Here is a 19630-nt window from a genome sequence, read left to right on the forward strand (position 1 = left end):
TCGTCAGATCCAGGAGTGGCGAGCCGGTAGCTTGCCGTTGAGGCGATAGGCGCCGACCGCGTGATATTTCCAGCGCACCGGGTCGTGCAGGGTGTGCACCCGGGCATTGCGCCAGTGACGGTCGAGGTTGAATTCGGCGAGGGTCGCGCGGCTGCCGGCCAGTTCGAAAAGCTTTTCGCTGGCCAGCAGCGAGATCTCGGTGGTCAGCACTTTGGCTTCGGCCACGGCAATTGAAGCGCGGGCGGCGGACTCGGCCGTTATCGGCGCGGCGTGCACTTGATCGAGCACTTGCCCGGCCTTGCGCAGCAGCGCCTGGGCGGCGTGCAGTTCGATTTTCAGTTTGCCGATGTCGGCGATCACGTAGAGGTCATCGCTGGCGCGTTCGACCTTGGCGTCGATCCATGGTCGCGAACGGGTTTTGACGAATTCGATGGTGTCTTCGATAGCGCCACGGGCAATGCCGGCGTCGATCGCCGCCTGAATCAATTGCGAGATTGAGCCTTGGGTGTTCGGGGTTTCGTTGATCTTCCAGTTATCAACGACAAGAGCCGCTTCGACGCGCACGTTGTTGAGCACGATCGTGCCGCTGGCGGTGGTGCGCTGACCGAAGCCCGACCAGTCATCAACAATGCGCAAACCTGGCGTGCCACGTCGGACGAACGCCAGCACTTGCTTGCCATCATCGTTGAGCGCTTTGACCGCAACCCAGTGCGCAAACAGCGCGCCAGTGGAATAGAACTTCTGGCCATTGAGCAGGTAATCGTCGCCGTCGGCGGTGATTCGCGCTTTCAACTGGAGGGTGTTTCTGGTGCCACGCTCAGGGCCGCCATTGCCGATGCGCCAGCCTTCGAGAACACTCTGGAACAGCTGTTGTTTTTGCGCGTCGGTGGCACTGCCGAGCAGCAGATGGATGATGCCGAACTGGTTCTGCGGGATCTGTCCCAACGCCGGATCGGCGGCGGAAATGATCGCGAACACCTCGGCCAGCGTGACGAACGAAACCTGCGGGCCACCGTATTGGCGCGCGATGGCAATGCTGCCCAGACCGCTGCGGGTGAACTGTTCGATCAGTGACCAAGGCAACTGGCGCTGGCGGTCGCGATTGGCGGCTTGCACGAGCGCGACTTGCGCCAGCTCATGGGCGGCCTCAATGGCTTGGGCGTCGTTGCGCAGGACCTGCGCGGGCAACAACAAGGGGGCGATGTCCAGATCAGACTGGACGTTCGCGTCTGCCAGACTGGACATCAGCGCCACTCCCTGGCTGCACGCAATGCCCTGGCGATCTGCACTGGGGTGATTGTGTTCCGGACCATACGACCTACCTCACATCTCATGAATAACGCCGCGAAGTGCGGCGAACGAAAGAATGTCCGGTGGTCCGGTTTATATACCCTAGGCGTGTATAAAAATTAAATAAACTAACTTTTAGGAATATGCATATGAAGGTGTGATGGTCGGGATGCTCAAGCCCTTTGCGGTGAGGGGCCAAGGCTCCTCACTCCGCCTTAGGCTTTATTTTTTGCGGGATTCAGCCGCCTTGCAGGTGGGCTTCAACGGCACTTTCAGATAAGGATTCACGCAACCGATCTTCAGCGTCCTTGGCGGCGCCCAGCGCGAGTTGTTGCCGACCCGGTCGAGGATGCAATAGGTCACGTCCAGGCGCAGATCCTCGCCGGCTTCGACAATCACTGCCGGCGGCACCCAGACCTGAATCGGCAGGCCGACATCCGCTGCCGTGATGGGCGCCAGATCCATGCGAACATCACCCCAGCGCACAGTAATGGCGTCATCCTCGGCCATGTTCGTGTAAGGCTCGATGGTCAACGGCACACCGCGTTTGATCTGGTTCGGGTTCACGCCCTGGCGGCGAATGGTGTCAGGGATCGTTACCGGCGCCAGTTGCTGGTTTTCGTCACCGCACAATGCCGACGGTTGGCCGCCCGGGCAATCGAGTTTGACCTGCACACGGCTTGCCGCCGACAGCGCCGGGCCTTGGCCGACCTGCATCACCCGGTAGTGAATGCGGGCGGTGCCATTGACAATAAAACTTTCCGGCACCCGCAGGTTGACTGTCGCGCCAACGTCCTCGGTCGTCAGTACCTTGGAGGCGACATAGCATTTGTTCCAGAACAGTTCGATCAGGTCGCCGCAGTCCATGTCGGGGTAGGGCGACACCTCGATCAACAGATGAGCGGCAGCAGCCAGATTGATGCCGTTTTTTTGCGCTGACGCCAGGGTCGGCGCTGCCAGTTCGGGGGTATGCGAAGTGCGAGTCATCGATTTCTCTCCTTGAAGCCTTGCAGCGAAGTCCGTTTCTGAAAGAACAAAAGGCGTGAATCAACGGGCAATAAATCTGTGAACTGATGTTCAAGTTAGTGCGGGTTGATTGAACTAAGTAGCGCCGGTTGGCGACTAGATAAGAGTGTGCGGGAAGGGGTGTCAATAGACGGCGTTAGTTAATCAATGAATTACGAACTAATCAGAATATTCCTACGTTGTTGAAGCCGTGTGCCTAGGGTATATGGTGAACGAGACCACAGAACTCCGGGCTTTTTGCCAGTTTTGGCGCAGCGTTATTTGGTAGCTGCGATGAAAGGCGCGGCGGATTTTATACACGCAATAGTGGTTTCAGAATATATACATGTATCGCATCGGTTCCAGGCAGGTTGTATATATTCAGGAAAGTTTTACGCGGCGAAAAAGGTAACTTCCATCCATGGAAGTTGACGTCTCGCACAGCAAGGGTTTTCAGGTGTGATTCAAAAACTTGCTGAGAAACTGTTTGGTGCGCTCTTCTTTGGGGTCGGCAAACAATGCTTTGGCTTCACCTTGTTCGACGATCACGCCCTTGTCGAAAAACACCACGCGGTTGGCCACGTCGCGGGCGAAGCCCATTTCGTGGGTGACGATGACCATGGTGCGTTTCTCCTCGGCGAGGCCGCGGATGGTCGCCAGTACTTCGCCCACCAGTTCCGGATCGAGGGCCGAAGTCGGCTCGTCGAACAGGATCACTTCCGGCTCCATTGCCAGCGCCCGGGCAATCGCCACGCGCTGTTGCTGGCCACCGGAGAGACGACGCGGATAGGCGTCTTCCTTACCGGCGAGGCCGACCTTGGCCAACAGCTTCATGCCCAGGGCAATGGCTTGCTCGCGCGGCATCTTCTTGACCACGACCGGGCCTTCGATGACGTTTTCCAGGGCAGTGCGATGGGGAAACAGGTTGAAGTTCTGGAACACGAAACCCACATGCTGGCGCAGGTTGCGCACCAGGCTTTGCTGCTGGTTCAGCGGGCGGCTGGTATCGATCTCGATATCGCCGACCTTGATCCGGCCGCTGGTGGGTTGTTCAAGGAAGTTCAGGCAGCGCAGGAACGTGGTTTTACCCGAGCCGCTGGGGCCGATGATTGCCACGACCTCGCCTTCCTTGACTTCAAGATCGATGCCGTTGAGCACGACTTGATGCTTGAATTGCTTGGTCAGTTTTTCCACGACAATCATGGGGTCAGGACTCCTGGTCGTGCCGGTTGACCCGCTCTTCCAACTTGTTCTGCAAGTGCGAGAGCACTGTGGCCAGAATCCAGTAGATCAGCGCGGCGGCAAGATACATGGTGAAGACTTCGAAAGTCCGGGCGGTGATCAACTGCGCCTGACGGAACAGTTCCGGCACCTGGATGGTGGCGGCCAGCGCGGTGTCCTTGACCAGCGAAATGAAGCTGTTGCCCAGCGGCGGCAGTGCCGTGCGCATCGCTTGCGGCAGGATGGCCCGGCGCAAAGTCTGCGCGCGGGTCATACCGATACTCGCCGCAGCTTCCCACTGGCCACGTTCGATCGAACCGATCGCCGCGCGCAGGATTTCACAGGCGTAAGCGGCCATGTTCAGCGAGAAGCCAATCAGCGCGGCGGGCAGGGGGTCGAGTTCCACACCCATTTGCGGCAAGCCGTAATAGATCACGAACAGTTGCACCAGCAACGGCGTGCCGCGAAAGAACGACACGTAGATACGGGCCAGCCAGTTGACTGTTTTGAAACGCGACAGACGCATCAACGCCAGGCCAAAGCCCAGCAGCAGGCCGAAGAACATCCCGCCAAGGCTGAGGACGACCGTGTAGTACGCGCCCTTGAGCAGGAAGGGCGCGGAGTCGAGTGCGAGTTGGAAAGCTTCTTCCATTATTGAGTGACGTCAGCTTGGAAGTATTTTTCCGAGATCTTGGCCAGAGTGCCGTCGGCACGCAGCTCGTCGAGGGCTTTGTTCACGGCAGCCAGCAGTTCCGGTTCACCTTTGCGCAAGGCAATGCCGGACTCCTGACGGGAGAACGCTTGACCGGCCGCCACGGTTTTCGGGGCTTTCTTGGCGTATTCAAGCGCGGCCAGGCGGTCGATCAGGATGGCGTCGGTACGGCCGTTGTTCAGGTCGGCGAACTTGGTCGGATCATCATCGTAGGTGCGCACGTCAGCGCCAGGCACGTTGGCACGAACCCATTGTTCGTAGTTGGTGCCCAGGCCTACGCCGACTTTCTTGCCGGACAGGTCAGCTGCGGTCTTGATGTTCAGCGCGGCTTCTTTGCTTTTGAGCACCAACGCCTGAATCCCGGAGATGGTGTACGGCTGGGAGAAGTCATACTTCTTCTTGCGGTCCTCGGAGATGGTCACTTGGTTGACCACTATGTCCAGGCGCTTGGATTCCAGCGCCGCGAGAATACCGTCCCACTTGGTCGGCTGAATCTTGGCTTTGACGCCCAGTTTCTGCGCCAGCGCTTGGGAGAGCTCGACTTCGAAACCGGACAGCTTGCCGTCGGCATCGACGAAGCTGAACGGTGGGTAAGTGCCTTCCAGGCCGACGTTGATTACGCCTTTGTCCTTGATCTGTTGCAGTTGCTCACCGGCAACCGCCTGGCTGATCAGACCGGCGCTCAGCGCCAGGCCCAGCGAACCGACCAGCAGATTGCGACGTAGTGCGGAAAAATTCATGACAAGCCCCTGTGTTTTCTTATGGAAGACGCTTAAGGAAAGTTGGCGAATTCGGGAATTGGACGACAGCGCTATCCTGCCTTAAAGCAGCTTAAGCGTCTCGCGCGAAATTCGCCTGCGGCGAGACTATATGACGACTTGGTTAGACTTGAAAATACTTAATATTTAAATTGATATTCCTTATTTGAATATAAAACCTTCCCACGCTCTGCGTGGGAACGGTCTCGTCTTCCGCTTACAAGAAGTCCTTATAGGCAAACAACGCCGGCGCCCCGCCGGTATGCAGGAAGATGATCGGGCCTTCTTCGAAGCGCTGCCGACCGATGCCATCAAGCAACCCGGCCATGGCCTTGCCGGTGTATACCGGGTCGAGCAACACCGCTTCCTGACTGGCCAGCAACTTCACCGCTGCCAGCGTCCCGGCATTGGGTTCGCCATAACGCGGGCCGAAATATTCGTCCCACAGCTCAATCTTGAAGCTGGCCGGCAGCTCAACGCCGAGCAGCTCAGCAGTACGTTGCGCCAGCCCCTGCACTTTCGGGCGCTGCTCTTCTTCAGTGCGCGACACGGTCACGCCGATCACCGGCAGTTGCGGCAATGCCTCACTCAACGCCAGCGCCAGGCCGCTGTGGGTCCCGGCGCTACCCGATGCCAGTACCACGGCGGCGAAGTCGAGCCCGGTGTCTTTGATCTGTTCGGCCAGCTCAAGCCCGGCACGCACATAACCCAAGGCACCGAGGGCGTTGGAGCCGCCAATCGGTACCAGATACGGTTTTTTTCCGTTGCTGCGCAGACGCACGGCGAGGGCCGCGAGTTGTTCATCGGCGTTGTCGAGGTTGTCGACCAGCTCAACTTTTGTGTCGAACAGATCCAGCAGCAGGCGATTGCCATTGCCGGTGTAGTTGCTGTCTTCGGTGCCCAGCGGATTTTCCAGCAACGCCACGCAACTCAGGCCGAGTTTGGCGGCCAGCGCCGCCGTCTGGCGAACGTGGTTCGATTGCAGCGCACCGGCGGTGATCAGCGTGTCGGCGCCCTGGGCGAGGGCGTCGGCGGCGAGGTACTCGAGTTTGCGCAGCTTGTTGCCGCCCATGGCCAGCGGCGTCAGGTCATCGCGTTTGATGTAGACGTCACGGCCGAGCCAGGTGGACAGGCGCTCAAGTTTTTCCAGTGGGGTCGGCTGGCCAAGCAGTTCCAGGCGAGTAAAGCGATCCAGCTGTTGTTTAATCATGGTTGCGTACTGGAGGAGAAAGATGAAGGGACTATAGGCACGCGCTTTTGCACGGGCAACCATCAATCGCTTATAGCCAAATGGACTGAGCCCAGCACTATCGGTTCTTAATTCGCCCTCACAGGCATGCCTTAAAGTAGTCGCCGTTGACGCGGCCAGGCACTCCGGCCGCCCGTGAGGAGTCTTTACCGTGAGCGAGCGTTCCAGCCATTGGCAATTACAGACCATCGTCAGTCAACTGCGCAGCGCGCGGGATCAGTGGCGCGCCCAGAATGGCCGGGCATCCGGCGAGCAGGGTGGGCGCGAACTGCCGTCCCGCGCCGCGATGGCGCAGATTCTTGAAGCGCTGTGTGGGGCATTGTTCCCGATGCGTCTGGGGCCGGTGGATTTGCGTGAGGAAAGCGAAGACTTCTACGTCGGCCACACCCTCGATGTCGCGCTGAATGCGTTGCTCGCCCAGACACGTCTGGAACTGCGCTACGTCGCCCGCCACAGCGCCCAGGACGACAGCGAAGTGGAGACCCGGGCGCTCCAGATCATTCAGGATTTTGCCTTGGCATTGCCGGGCTTGCGCACGTTGCTCGACACCGATGTGCTGGCGGCCTATCACGGCGATCCGGCGGCGCGCAGTGTGGATGAAGTACTGCTGTGCTACCCGGGGATTCTGGCGGTGATTCACCATCGTCTCGCCCACCATTTGTATCGTGCAGGGCTGCCGTTGCTGGCGCGGATCAGCGCAGAAATTGCGCACTCGGCCACCGGCATTGATATCCATCCGGGCGCGCAGATCGGCCGTAGTTTCTTTATTGATCACGGCACGGGTGTGGTGATTGGCGAGACGGCGATCATTGGTGAGCGTGTGCGGATCTATCAGGCGGTAACGTTAGGCGCCAAGCGCTTCCCGGCCGATGAAGACGGGCAGTTGCAGAAGGGCCATCCACGCCATCCTATTGTCGAGGACGACGTGGTGATTTATGCCGGGGCGACGATTCTTGGGCGGATCACCATCGGCAAGGGGTCGACCATCGGCGGCAATGTGTGGCTGACCCGCAGCGTGCCGGCGGGGTGCAATTTGACCCAGGCCAATTTGCAGCATGATGACGGGACGCAGAAGTAGCTTCTGATTTTTGTTGCGGCATCCAGCCTCTTCGCGAGCAAGCCCGCTCCCACATTTGGAATGAGTGGGCGTGCTCGCGAATGGATTTCGGGGTGAATCCAGATAGTGTCCCTGCGCCAACTCTCCACTGAACGAATCTCCCCAACCCCACGTCATACCTCTCCTTGAGCTAGCGTAGGAACACTACCGGCTGGCCGTACGATTAGTCCTTAGCGTCCTATCCATGTTTTACTTGAACGTTCAATCAAGTTAAACCGGTGGTTCGCTGCCCGCTCACAACAGGAGGCTTGCCTTTGCTGAGTCCGATCATTTCAGCCACGTCTCAATCCATCGAGGTGCGTGTTTCATGAGTGCATCTTCAACTCCCGCCAGCGGCCTGGTACGCATGAATCCGCCGGTGTTCTACTTTGCCGCGACGGTCATTCTGCTGTTTGGTCTCGTGGTCATCGCCATGCCACAACAAGCCGGTGCCTGGCTGCTGGCAGCGCAGAACTGGGCAGCCAACACGGTCGGCTGGTACTACATGCTCGCGATGAGCCTGTATCTGGTCTTCGTGGTGGTCACCGCGTTATCCGGCTACGGCAAGATCAAACTCGGTGCCGACCACGACGAACCCGAATTCAGTTACCTGTCCTGGGCCGGCATGCTGTTCGCTGCCGGGATCAGCATCACGCTGTTTTTCTTCTGCGTGTCTGAACCGTTGACCCACATGTTGCAACCGCCGCAAGGCGAGGCCGGCACGGCGGACGCGGCGCGCCAGGCGATGCAGATTCTGTTTCTGCACTGGGGCTTGCACGGCTGGGGGGTGTTCGCCTTCGTCGGCATGGCGCTGGCCTACTTTGCCTACCGTCACAACCTGCCGCTGGCCCTGCGTTCGGCGCTGTATCCACTGATCGGCAAACGCATCAACGGCCCCATCGGTTACGCGGTGGACGGCTTCGGCATCATCGCTACCGTGTTCGGCCTCGGCGCCGATATGGGCTTTGGCGTGCTGCACCTGAACTCGGGCCTGGACTACTTGTTCGGCATCGCGCACACCCAGTGGATTCAAGTCGGTTTGATTACCCTGATGATGGGCGCGGCGATCATCGTGGCTGTCGCCGGTGTGGATAAAGGCGTGCGGGTGATGTCCGACATCAACATGCTGCTGGCCTGCGCGCTGCTGCTGTTCGTGCTGTTCGCCGGCCCCACCCAGCATCTGCTCAATACCTTGATCCAGAACGTTGGCGACTACCTCGGTGCCTTGCCGATGAAGAGTTTTGACCTCTACGCCTATGACACACCGAGCGACTGGCTTGGCGGCTGGACGGTGTTCTACTGGGCCTGGTGGATCGCATGGTCGCCCTTCGTGGGCTTGTTCATCGCACGGATTTCCCGTGGCCGCACCATTCGTGAGTTCGTCTTCGGCGTGCTGCTGATCCCGCTCGGCTTCACCTTGGCGTGGATGTCGATCTTCGGCAACAGTGCCCTCGATCAGGTGCTCAATCACGGCATGAGCGCGCTCGGCATGTCGGCCCTCGACAACCCGTCGATGAGCATTTATCTGTTGCTGGAAACCTACCCGTGGAGCAAAACCGTCATCGCTGTGACGGTGTTCATCAGCTTCGTGTTCTTCGTCACCTCAGCCGACTCCGGTACCGTGGTGCTCTCGACACTGTCGGCCAAGGGCGGCAACCCGGACGAAGACGGGCCGAAATGGCTGCGGGTGTTCTGGGGCGTGATGACGGCGCTGATCACCAGCTCGCTGCTATTCTCCGGCAGCATCGATGCACTGAAGTCGGCGGTGGTGCTGACCTCGTTGCCGTTCTCGCTGATCCTGCTTTTGATGATGTGGGGCCTGCACAAGGCGTTCTATCTGGAGTCGCAGAAGCAGATCGCGCAACTGCACTCGCTGGCGCCGGTGTCCGGCTCGCGGCGTGGTTCAGGGGGCTGGCGACAGCGTCTGAGCCAGGCCGTGCACTTCCCGTCGCGTGACGAGGTGTACCGTTTCATGGACACCACCGTGCGCCCGGCAATTGAAGAAGTGACGGCGGTGTTTGTCGAAAAAGGCCTGAACGTGGTCACCCAGCCGGACCCGGCCAACGACAGCGTCAGCCTGGAAATCGGCCATGGCGAGCAGCATGCGTTCATCTACCAAGTGCAGATGCGCGGCTACTTCACGCCATCATTCGCCCGGGGTGGCATGGGCTCCAAGCAGCTCAACAATCGCCGCTACTACCGCGCCGAAGTGCACCTGAGCGAGGGCAGTCAGGACTACGATATGGTCGGCTACACCAAAGAGCAGATCATCAACGACATCCTCGACCAGTACGAACGGCACATGCAGTTCCTGCATCTGGTGCGTTGATCGTGGGTTGAGCGCCGAGTCGGATCAAGACTCGGTGCTCAAGCACCCTGCCAGGATCAGGCCGAAGAGGATGATTGGGGTGTGCAGGGTGGATAATCATCGACGGTTCTGACGCCTTCGCGAGCAAGCCCGCTCCCACAGGGGTTACGTCAATCGTCCATTAGCTGTTCATCAAACAAGAGAGGATTCGATGACTTACACCGCTGCCGAAAACCGCTATGAGTCCATCCCTTACCGCCGCGTCGGGCGCAGCGGTCTGGTGCTGCCGGCGCTATCGCTGGGCCTGTGGCACAACTTCGGCGACAGCACGCCGATCGACACCCAGCGCGCCCTGCTGCGCACTGCGTTCGACCTGGGGATCAACCACTTCGACCTGGCCAACAACTACGGCCCTCCGTACGGTAGCGCCGAGATCAATTTCGGTCGCCTGCTGCGCGAAGACTTCAAGCCATACCGCGATGAGTTGATCATCTCCAGCAAGGCCGGTTGGGACATGTGGCCTGGCCCTTACGGTCAGGGCGGTGGCTCGCGTAAATATGTGCTGGCCAGCCTTGATCAGAGCCTGCAGCGCCTGGGCCTGGACTATGTGGACATCTTCTATTCGCATCGCTTCGATCCGGACACCCCGCTGGAGGAAACCGCCAGCGCCCTCGCCAGCGCCGTGCAACAGGGCAAGGCGTTGTACATCGGCATCTCGTCGTACTCCGGGGTGAAAACCCGCGAGATCGCCGCGCTGCTCAAAGAGTGGAAGGTGCCGCTGCTGATTCACCAGCCGGCGTACAACCTGCTCAACCGCTGGGTGGAAAAAGACCTGCTCGACACCACCGATGAACTCGGCACTGGCGTCATCGCCTTCACGCCGTTGGCGCAAGGTCTGCTGACCGACAAATACCTCAACGGCGTGCCGGCGGATGCGCGGGTCAATCGTCCGGGCGGTGGTTCGCTGCAGGCTTCGCATTTGTCCGAAGCCAACATCGCCCACGTCCGTGCGCTGAACGAGATCGCCAAGCGTCGTGGCCAGAGCCTGGCGCAACTGGCACTGGCCTGGACGCTACGTGACCCGCGCGTGACCTCGGCGCTGATCGGCGCAAGCCGACCGGAGCAGATTATCGAGAACGTCGGGGCGTTGAAGAATCTGAGCTTCAGTGCTGAAGAACTGGCAGAGATTGACCGGTTTGCCCAAGAGGGCGGGATCAATCTTTGGGAGAAGCCCTCGATGGCGCAGTGAGCATCCTTCAACCCAGTCCTCTCCCTGCGGGAGAGGATCAGGGTGAGGTTTTTTTCAGTTGCTGATCGCCAGAATGCTCGCCTGGTACGACCCGACAAACACATCGAAATCGCCCACCTCGTTCTGCTCCAGCTCAGCCTGCGCCACCAGGGAAGAGCGCGCCAGTTCCTCAAACTTCGCCTGCTCGTCAGCTGTCAACGACTCGCTGCGGAAAAACTCGGCATGTGCCTGACTCTGACGCAGGGAAAACTGCGCGAAGCTTTCCTTGTGCTCGGCCATCGCGGCCAGCACTTGGGCAGAAGGCGTTAGCGACGGGTCGCGGACTTTTGCCAGTTGCGCATCCAGTGCCTTGCTGTGGGCATCGCCGCCATGGCTTTGATCGAGCAGCGCAGCGAGTGGGGCAATCTTTTCCAGCAACTCTACCGCCCATGCCTTCATCTCGACCGGCTCACCGTCGCGCTGCAATTGCAGACCCGGACGGCGACCTTCCTTGACCACGCTGAGGAAGTTCGAGGTCGCGTTGCTGCAACTGGTGTTGGTCAGCAGCGGGCTGTCGTTGAGTGCGCAATACAGCAGGAACGCATCAATGAAGCGCGATTCAGTGAGGTCGATGCCCATCGGCAGGAACGGGTTGATGTCCAGGCAGCGCACTTCGACGTACTGAATGCCACGGGCCACCAGCGCCTGAATCGGCCGCTCGCCGCTGTAGGTCACGCGTTTTGGGCGGATGTTGGAGTAGTACTCGTTTTCGATCTGCAGGATGTTGGTGTTCAACTGAACCCACTCGCCATCCTTGTGCGTGCCGACTTCAACGTACGGTGCGTACGGCGTAGCCACGGCCTTGCGCAGGCTGTCGGTGTAGCTCGTCAGATCGTTGTAGCACGGCGTCAGGCCGGCCTGGGCGTTGCTCTGGTAACCGAGGTCGCTCATGCGCAGGCTGGTGGCGTACGGCAGGTAGAGCGTGTCTGGATCGAGCTGTTCCAACTGATGCGAACGACCGCGCAGGAAGCCCGCGTCGAGCGCCGGTGAGGCGCCGAACAGGTACATCAGCAACCAGCTGTAGCGCCGGAAGTTGCGGATCAGCGCGATATAGGACGACGACTGGAAATCCCGGTCAGTGCCGACAAAACCCTCGGTTTCGCGCAGCAACGGCCAGAGTTTTTCCGGCAGGGAAAAATTGTAGTGAATCCCGGCGATGCACTGCATGGTCTTGCCGTACCGCAGGGCCAGGCCCTTGCGATAGACGTACTTGAGCTGACCGATATTGGACGTGCCGTAATAGGCAATCGGGATGTCTTCCTCGGCCGGCAATGGGCACGGCATCGATGGACTCCACAGGTACTCGTTGCCGAGTTTGCTGTAGGCAAAACGGTGAATCCTGTCCAGGCTCGCCAGTGTATCTGCCGGGTCGGGCAGGGCGGGCGTGATGAATTCCAGCAGCGACTCGGAATAGTCGGTGGTGATTTTTTCGTTGGTCAGCGCGGAACCCAAGGCTTCGGGGTGCGGCGTTTGCGCCAGACGACCTTCGCTGGTCACGCGCAGGCATTCACGTTCGATACCGTGGAGGCACTGTTCGAGCAGAGAGAGGTTAGCGCGCTCGCCGAGCAGAGCCAGGCGGCGGTTGAGAAGTTCGCTCAATTTGGATTCCTTCACGCGTCAGTCGCCCCAATATGGGGGTGGGCAAGACGGTCTACAAGGGTGAAGTTGAAACTGGCGTTTTCGCCTGGTTTTTTGGGCTCACGAAGCCCCTTTCGAACCGCCGACTTCAATCCCTGAATCTGGCAGATGCACGCGAAGTAAACGCGATCCTTGTGGGAGCGGGCTTGCTCGCCAAGGCGGTGTATCAGTCACAGACATGCAAACTGACACACAGCCTTGGCGAGCAAGCCCGCTCTCACAGAAAAGCTCGACGCGGCGATCACTGCGCCGAAATTAACTCAAAATGATGAACAACATCTACAGGACAGCGAACGTGCCTTGCGCTTTTGCGACCAGTTTTTCGCCCTGCATCACGTCGGCTTCGACCACCAGCGTGCGGCGGCCCGGGTGGATGACCCGCGCCGTGCACAGCACCTCGCCGTCGGAAACGGCGCGGATATAGTTGATCTTGCATTCGATGGTCGCGCTCTGCTGATCGAAACCGTGGGTGCTGGAACAGGCCAGACCCATGGCGATGTCGACCAGGCTGAACAGCGCGCCACCGTGCAATTTGCCGCCGCGATTGCGCAGTTCCGGCTCCAGCACCAGGGCGACTTGCGCCACCCCGGTTTCCAGGCTGTGCAGGCGGCAGCCCAACAGCTTGAAAAACGCGCTCTCGACGAGCCCGGCCGGAATGTCCATCAGCGTTTCTTCAACTGCTTGGCGTTGGCGAACAGCGAGGCCATCGCATTGTTCACGGGCGTCGCTGTTGCGGTTTCCTTGCGTGGCGCATTGTTCGACGGCTGGCGTTGCGCCGAGCCCGGACGCGAGCCACGGGCGCCATCAATCTTCTCGCCCGGGGTGTCGCCCATGCGCATCGACAGGCCCACGCGTTTGCGAGGAATGTCGACTTCCATGACCTTTACTTTCACCACGTCACCGGCTTTCACCGCTTCACGCGGGTCCTTGATGAACTTCTCCGACAGCGCCGAGATGTGCACCAGACCGTCCTGATGCACGCCGATGTCGACGAAGGCACCGAACGCGGTCACGTTGGTGACGACGCCTTCGAGGATCATCCCCAGTTGCAGGTCTTTGAGGTCTTCGACGCCTTCCTGGAACTCGGCAGTCTTGAACTCGGGACGCGGGTCGCGGCCCGGTTTTTCCAGCTCCTGGAGGATGTCGGTCACGGTCGGCAGACCGAAGGTCTCGTCGGTGAACTTCTTCGGATCCAGACGCTTGAGGAACCCGGCGTCGCCGATCAGCGAGCGGATGTCGCGGTCGGTTTCAGCGGCAATACGCTGCACCAGCGGATAGGCTTCCGGGTGAACCGCCGAGGAATCCAGCGGGTTGTCACCGTTCATCACGCGCAAGAAACCGGCGGCCTGTTCGAAGGTTTTTTCGCCCAGGCGTGCGACTTTCTTCAGCGCTGCACGGGTTTTGAATGCGCCGTGTTCGTCGCGGTGCGCCACGATGTTCTGCGCCAGTGTGGCGTTGAGGCCGGAGATCCGTGCCAGCAGCGCTACCGAAGCGGTGTTGACGTCGACACCGACGGCGTTCACGCAGTCCTCGACCACCGCGTCCAGGCCTCGTGCCAGTTTCAGCTGCGACACGTCGTGCTGGTACTGGCCGACCCCGATGGATTTCGGGTCGATTTTCACCAGCTCGGCCAGCGGATCCTGCAAACGACGGGCGATGGACACCGCGCCACGGATCGACACGTCCAGATCGGGGAATTCCTTGGCCGCCAGTTCCGACGCCGAGTACACCGATGCGCCGGCCTCGGAGACCATGACCTTGGTCATCTTCATGGCTGGGTATTTTTTGATCAGCTCGATCGCCAGTTTATCGGTTTCACGGCTGGCGGTGCCGTTGCCGATGGCGATCAGGTCAACCGAGTGCTTGGCACACAGCGCGGCCAGGATGGCGATGGTCTGATCCCACTTGTTGTGTGGAACGTGCGGGTAAACCGTGGCGTGATCCAGCAGCTTGCCGGTGGAGTCGACCACGGCCACCTTGCAACCGGTACGCAGGCCCGGGTCGAGACCCAGGGTCGCACGCGGGCCGGCCGGTGCCGCCAGCAGCAGGTCGTGCAGGTTGTGGGCGAACACGTTGATCGCCTCGGTTTCGGCGCCGTCGCGCAACTCGCCCAGCAGGTCGGTTTCCAGGTGGGTGTAGAGCTTGACCTTCCAGGTCCAGCGCACCACTTCGCCGAGCCATTTGTCGGCCGGACGGTTCTGATTCTGGATGCCGAACTGCTGGCCGATCATGCCTTCGCACGGGTGCATGGCGCCCGGCAGTTCGTCGCCGACCTTCAGTGCGGAGCTGAGGATGCCTTCGTTGCGGCCGCGGAAAATCGCCAGTGCGCGGTGCGACGGCATGCTTTTGAGCGGCTCGTCGTGTTCGAAGTAGTCGCGGAACTTGGCGCCTTCTTCTTCCTTGCCTGCGATCACGCGGGCACTGAGGGTTGCTTCCTGTTTGAGGTAGCTGCGCAGTTTTTCCAGCAGGCTGGCGTCTTCGGCGAAGCGTTCCATCAGGATGTATTTGGCGCCTTCCAACGCAGCCTTCACATCGGCCACGCCTTTTTCGGCGTCGACGAAGCGTGCGGCTTCGGTTTCCGGAGCGAGATTCGGGTCGTTGAACAGGCCGTCAGCCAGGTCGCCAAGGCCGGCTTCCAGGGCAATCTGGCCCTTGGTGCGGCGCTTTTGCTTGTACGGCAGGTACAAGTCTTCAAGGCGGGTCTTGGTGTCGGCGAGTTTGATATCGCGTTCAAGGGCGGGGGTGAGTTTGCCTTGCTCCTCGATGCTGGCGAGGATGCTGATACGCCGTTCGTCGAGTTCTCGCAGGTAGCGCAAACGCTCTTCCAGATGACGCAGTTGCGTGTCATCAAGGCTGCCGGTCACTTCTTTCCGGTAACGGGCGATGAAGGGAACGGTAGAGCCTTCATCGAGTAGCGCGACGGCCGCTTCGACCTGTTGTGGGCGTACACCGAGTTCCTCGGCAATGCGGCTGTTGATGCTGTCCATAAAACCACCTGACATAGTGTGAAAGCAGGCTCGCAGGCACGGAAACAAAGGCCCGGAGTCTGGTTGAACGGCTAGAGGATTGCCGCTGCCTGGGTCAAAAGGCACCCCATTGACCCGTGAAATCGAACAATTACTGCGGCCACCGGGAAAAAAGCCCGGCCAACTCCGGTAACGATTCAGACGTTGCCTGGCACAAAACGCCGCGCATTATAACCAGCGTTCTGTCATTCGGGGGCGTTGCAGTCTGTAGGCATAAACCCCGGTTTTCTGGCAGTGAAGGAAAAATCTGCTAACAATGCACACGGTGCGTATAACGGCAGCTACGCCATAATGCGCGCCGAGCTAAAAGGAGCATCCAATGAGCAGCACTGCACAACCTGCTGAAGGCGAAAAAATTCTTATCGTTGACGACGATCCAGGGCTGAGTAGCCTGCTGGAACGCTTTTTCGTCAGCAAGGGCTATCGTGCCCGTACCGTACCGAACACCGAGCAGATGGATCGTCTGCTCTCGCGTGAAGTTTTCAATCTGGTCGTCCTCGACCTGATGCTGCCTGGCGAAGACGGTCTGACCGCCTGCCGCCGTCTGCGGGCGGCGAACAACCAGATTCCGATCATCATGCTCACCGCCAAGGGCGATGAGATGAGCCGCATCAAGGGCCTGGAACTGGGTGCCGACGACTATCTGGCCAAGCCGTTCAACCCGGACGAGCTGATGGCACGGGTCAAAGCAGTGCTGCGCCGTCAGGCCGCACCGGTGCCGGGCGCACCTGGCAGCGAAGACGAAAACGTCACCTTCGGTGATTACGTGTTGTCGCTGGCCACTCGCGAACTGAAGCGCGGCGACGAAGTACACATGCTCACCACCGGTGAGTTTGCGGTACTCAAGGCCCTCGTCATGAACGCGCGTCAGCCACTGACCCGCGATAAACTGATGAACCTGGCCCGTGGCCGCGAGTGGGATGCCCTCGAGCGTTCCATCGATGTGCAGATTTCCCGTCTGCGCCGGATGATCGAGCCCGATCCGTCCAAACCGCGCTACATCCAGACGGTCTGGGGCGTGGGCTATGTGTTTGTACCGGATGGCACCGCCACCAAGTGATCGGTGATTTGTAGGAGCGAGTCTGTCGGGGGCGGGTCGAATGACCCATCTCACAGACTCGCAATCCGCAATATGCGAGCATGGCTCGCTCCTGCAAGTGTGTAGCGGTTAAAGATGAAAACCCCCGTCTGGTTTCCCCAAAGTTTTTTCTCCCGCACCCTCTGGCTGGTGCTCATCGTCGTGCTGTTTTCCAAGGCGCTGACCCTGGTTTATCTGTTGATGAACGAGGACGTGCTGGTGGATCGTCAATACAGTCACGGCGTCGCTCTGACGCTGCGCGCCTATTGGGCCGCAGACGAAGAAAACCGCGCGAAGATCGCCGATAAGGTGCCCCTGATCAGGGTGGTCGGGGCGGGTGTGCCGGAAGGCGAACAACATTGGCCTTATAGCGAAATCTATCAGCGGCAGATGCAGACAGAGCTGGGCCCCGACACCGAGGTGCGATTACGCATGCACTCACCGCCGGCGCTCTGGGTCCGAGCACCGAGCCTGGGTGATGGCTGGCTGAAAGTCCCACTGTACCCGCATCCATTGCGTGGCCAGAAAATCTGGAACGTCCTCGGCTGGTTCCTCGCCATTGGTTTGCTGTCGACCGCGTCGGCATGGATTTTCGTCAGCCAGCTCAACCAACCCTTGAAGCGACTGGTGTATGCCGCCCGGCAACTCGGTCAGGGCCGCAGCGTGCGCCTGCCGATCAGCGACACGCCAAGCGAGATGACCGAGGTCTATCGCGCCTTCAACCAGATGGCCGAGGACGTCGAACAGGCCGGGCGTGAGCGCGAGTTGATGCTGGCCGGGGTTTCCCACGATTTGCGCACGCCGTTGACCCGGTTGCGGCTGTCGCTTGAATTGATGGGCGACCGTAACGACCTGACCGACGACATGGTGCGCGACATCGAGGACATGGATGCGATTCTCGACCAGTTCCTGGCGTTCATTCGCGACGGTCGGGACGAGTCTGTGGAGGAAGTGGATCTCAGCGATCTGGTACGTGAAGTCGTGGCGCCGTACAACCAGAGTGAAGAGAAGGTTCGGTTGCGTCTGGAACCGATCCAGCCGTTTCCGCTGCGTCGGGTTTCAATGAAGCGCTTGTTGAACAACCTGATTGGCAACGCTTTGAATCATGCCGGCAGCGGCGTTGAAGTCGCCGCGTATGTGTCTGGCGACACCAGTGCCCCGTATGTGGTGCTGAGTGTGATGGACCGTGGGGCGGGGATCGATCCTTCGGAGCTTGAGGCGATCTTCAACCCGTTCACCCGTGGTGACCGCGCTCGTGGCGGCAAAGGCACCGGTTTGGGGTTGGCGATCGTGAAGCGGATCGCTTCGATGCATGGCGGCAATGTTGAGTTGCGTAATCGGTCCGGGGGTGGACTGGAGGCGCGGGTCAGGTTGCCGTTGGGGTTGATGCTGCCTCGCGATGCTGTTTAAACACTGACATCCAGGGTGAGGCTGATGGCCCCTTCGCGGGCTTGCCCGCGAAGGCGGCCTCTGAGCCGCCACATATTTCCGGGTTTAGCCCTTGCCTTTGGTGCGAGTCATATTCGGCCCGCCATTCTTCTCAAGATGCTCAATGATGATCCCCGCCACATTCTTCCCGGTGGTGGTCTCGATCCCTTCAAGCCCCGGCGACGAGTTCACTTCCATCACCAGCGGCCCGTGATTGGAACGCAGGATATCCACCCCCGCCACCGCCAGGCCCATGACCTTGGCCGCCCGCAGCGCTGTCATGCGTTCTTCCGGGGTGATCTTGATCAGGCTGGCGCTACCGCCACGATGCAGGTTGGAGCGGAACTCGCCCGGTTTGGCCTGACGTTTCATGGCCGCGATCACCTTGTCGCCGACCACGAAACAGCGGATGTCCGCACCGCCAGCCTCCTTGATGTATTCCTGGACCATGATGTTCTGCTTCAGGCCCATGAACGCTTCGATCACCGACTCCGCCGCCGTCGCGGTTTCACACAGCACCACACCAATGCCCTGAGTGCCTTCCAGCACTTTGATCACCAGCGGAGCACCGTCGACCATGTCGATCAGGTCCGGAATGTCATCCGGTGAGTGAGCGAACCCGGTCACCGGCAAGCCGATCCCCCGGCGCGACAGCAGTTGCAACGAGCGCAACTTGTCCCGGGAACGGGCAATGGCCACCGATTCGTTGAGCGGGAAGACCCCCATCATTTCGAACTGACGCAACACCGCGCAGCCATAGAACGTTACCGACGCGCCGATCCGTGGAATCACCGCATCGAAACCTTCCAGCGGTTTGCCGCGATAGTGGATCTGCGGCTTGTGGCTGGCGATGTTCATATAGGCGCGCAAGGTGTCGATCACCACCATTTCATGCCCGCGCTCGGTGCCGGCTTCGACCAGGCGACGGGTGGAATACAGACGCGGGTTCCGCGACAGCACAGCGATCTTCATGCAACACCTGTGGAGGAGGTAGATACCGGGAACACCGGCTTGTCTTGTACATATTTGATGCCCGGATTGACCACCAGTTGGCCGTCAATCAAAGCTTTGGAACCGAGTAGCAGGCGATAACGCATGGACTTGCGGCAAGCGAGGGTGAACTCGACCGACCAGACCCGATCACCGAGGGCCAGGGTGGTGCTGATCACATAGCGCACCTGAGCCTGACCGTTGGAGCTTTTAATGGTCTTGCGCGCCACCAAAGGCGCTTCGCAACGCCGGTGACGCAACTGCACCACTGTGCCCAGGTGCGCAGTGAAGCGCACCCACTTCGCGCCGTCGCGTTCGAACGGCTCGATGTCAGTGGCGTGCAGGCTGGAGGTGCTGGCACCGGTGTCGATTTTTGCCCGCAGGCCCGCGACTCCCAAATCAGGGAGCGCCACCCACTCGCGCAGACCGACAACGGTCAAATGGTCAAATGTCTTCAAAAAAATGCTCAACCGTGACAACCGCTCAGTCCGCAGGGGCCGGATTCGCGGTATTCACGCAGAATAATGGTTAAAAGGCGACAGA

Annotated in this window: 16 protein-coding genes; 5 read left to right on the forward strand and 11 right to left on the reverse strand. The window is 60.0% G+C overall.

Going from position 1 to position 19630, the window contains the following annotated elements; translation table 11 throughout:
* Positions 1 to 3: 3 nt before the first annotated feature.
* The 6 genes from AACY11_RS18505 to AACY11_RS18530 form a co-directional block, all read right to left on the reverse strand.
* Complete coding sequence (locus tag AACY11_RS18505; RefSeq protein ID WP_339495484.1) at positions 4 to 1245, reverse strand: SfnB family sulfur acquisition oxidoreductase; 1242 nt, start codon at positions 1243 to 1245, stop codon at positions 4 to 6.
* A gap of 267 nt (positions 1246 to 1512) precedes the next feature.
* On the reverse strand, positions 1513 to 2277 hold the full coding sequence (locus AACY11_RS18510) for a hypothetical protein (protein WP_339463960.1): 765 nt from the start codon (positions 2275 to 2277) through the stop codon (positions 1513 to 1515).
* Between the two features lie 471 nt (positions 2278 to 2748).
* Positions 2749 to 3498: an L-cystine ABC transporter ATP-binding protein TcyN gene (gene tcyN / locus AACY11_RS18515; RefSeq protein ID WP_339431574.1), complete on the reverse strand. Its 750-nt coding sequence runs from the start codon at positions 3496 to 3498 to the stop codon at positions 2749 to 2751.
* 4 nt (positions 3499 to 3502) lie between these two features.
* Positions 3503 to 4168 carry a cystine ABC transporter permease gene (tcyL, locus tag AACY11_RS18520; protein ID WP_339431573.1) on the reverse strand — a complete coding sequence of 222 codons (666 nt, stop codon included), beginning with the start codon at positions 4166 to 4168 and terminating at the stop codon, positions 3503 to 3505.
* Positions 4168 to 4968 (reverse strand): cystine ABC transporter substrate-binding protein, encoded by an 801-nt coding sequence (gene tcyJ, locus AACY11_RS18525; protein WP_339495485.1) that lies wholly within the window; start codon positions 4966 to 4968, stop codon positions 4168 to 4170. The genes tcyL and tcyJ overlap by 1 nt, the downstream gene beginning before the upstream one ends.
* Before the next feature lie 235 nt (positions 4969 to 5203).
* Positions 5204 to 6196, reverse strand: a complete 993-nt coding sequence (locus AACY11_RS18530; RefSeq protein ID WP_339431571.1) for a D-cysteine desulfhydrase — start codon at positions 6194 to 6196, stop codon at positions 5204 to 5206.
* Positions 6197 to 6386: 190 nt separating this feature from the next.
* On the opposite strand from AACY11_RS18530, the gene epsC reads away from it, so the two are divergent.
* The 3 genes from epsC (at position 6387) to mgrA (ending at position 10888) form a co-directional block, all read left to right on the forward strand.
* Positions 6387 to 7313 carry a serine O-acetyltransferase EpsC gene (gene epsC, locus AACY11_RS18535; protein WP_339431570.1) on the forward strand — a complete coding sequence of 309 codons (927 nt, stop codon included), beginning with the start codon at positions 6387 to 6389 and terminating at the stop codon, positions 7311 to 7313.
* Between the two features lie 385 nt (positions 7314 to 7698).
* Positions 7699 to 9660: a choline transporter BetT gene (betT, locus tag AACY11_RS18540; protein WP_339431664.1), complete on the forward strand. Its 1962-nt coding sequence runs from the start codon at positions 7699 to 7701 to the stop codon at positions 9658 to 9660.
* A 190-nt stretch (positions 9661 to 9850) separates the two neighbouring features.
* Complete coding sequence (mgrA, locus tag AACY11_RS18545) at positions 9851 to 10888, forward strand: L-glyceraldehyde 3-phosphate reductase (RefSeq protein ID WP_339431569.1); 1038 nt, start codon at positions 9851 to 9853, stop codon at positions 10886 to 10888.
* 54 nt (positions 10889 to 10942) lie between these two features.
* On the opposite strand, the gene gshA is transcribed toward mgrA, so the two are convergent.
* The 3 genes from gshA to AACY11_RS18560 form a co-directional block, all read right to left on the reverse strand.
* Complete coding sequence (gene gshA, locus AACY11_RS18550) at positions 10943 to 12526, reverse strand: glutamate--cysteine ligase (protein WP_339495486.1); 1584 nt, start codon at positions 12524 to 12526, stop codon at positions 10943 to 10945.
* Between the two features lie 318 nt (positions 12527 to 12844).
* Positions 12845 to 13228, reverse strand: coding sequence for a PaaI family thioesterase (locus AACY11_RS18555; protein WP_339431567.1), 384 nt, complete (start codon positions 13226 to 13228; stop codon positions 12845 to 12847).
* A complete protein-coding gene (locus AACY11_RS18560) occupies positions 13228 to 15552 on the reverse strand; it encodes a Tex family protein (RefSeq protein ID WP_339495487.1) in 2325 nt (774 codons plus the stop codon). The genes AACY11_RS18555 and AACY11_RS18560 overlap by 1 nt, the downstream gene beginning before the upstream one ends.
* A gap of 358 nt (positions 15553 to 15910) precedes the next feature.
* On the opposite strand from AACY11_RS18560, the gene ompR reads away from it, so the two are divergent.
* Both ompR and AACY11_RS18570 read left to right on the forward strand, forming a co-directional pair.
* On the forward strand, positions 15911 to 16651 hold the full coding sequence (gene ompR / locus AACY11_RS18565; RefSeq protein ID WP_339431565.1) for an osmolarity response regulator transcription factor OmpR: 741 nt from the start codon (positions 15911 to 15913) through the stop codon (positions 16649 to 16651).
* A 114-nt stretch (positions 16652 to 16765) separates the two neighbouring features.
* Complete coding sequence (locus AACY11_RS18570) at positions 16766 to 18079, forward strand: ATP-binding protein (protein WP_221731025.1); 1314 nt, start codon at positions 16766 to 16768, stop codon at positions 18077 to 18079.
* A gap of 84 nt (positions 18080 to 18163) precedes the next feature.
* Here the strand turns inward: AACY11_RS18570 and rimK are convergent, their stop codons facing one another.
* Positions 18164 to 19069 (reverse strand): 30S ribosomal protein S6--L-glutamate ligase, encoded by a 906-nt coding sequence (gene rimK / locus AACY11_RS18575; protein WP_221731026.1) that lies wholly within the window; start codon positions 19067 to 19069, stop codon positions 18164 to 18166.
* Positions 19066 to 19545: a retropepsin-like aspartic endopeptidase RimB gene (gene rimB / locus AACY11_RS18580; RefSeq protein WP_401138337.1), complete on the reverse strand. Its 480-nt coding sequence runs from the start codon at positions 19543 to 19545 to the stop codon at positions 19066 to 19068. The genes rimK and rimB overlap by 4 nt, the downstream gene beginning before the upstream one ends.
* Positions 19546 to 19630 lie beyond the last annotated feature (85 nt).

The sequence above is a fragment of the Pseudomonas sp. RA_105y_Pfl2_P56 genome, assembly GCF_963970845.1.
In the GTDB taxonomy this organism is placed as follows: Bacteria; Pseudomonadota; Gammaproteobacteria; order Pseudomonadales; family Pseudomonadaceae; genus Aquipseudomonas; species Aquipseudomonas baetica_A.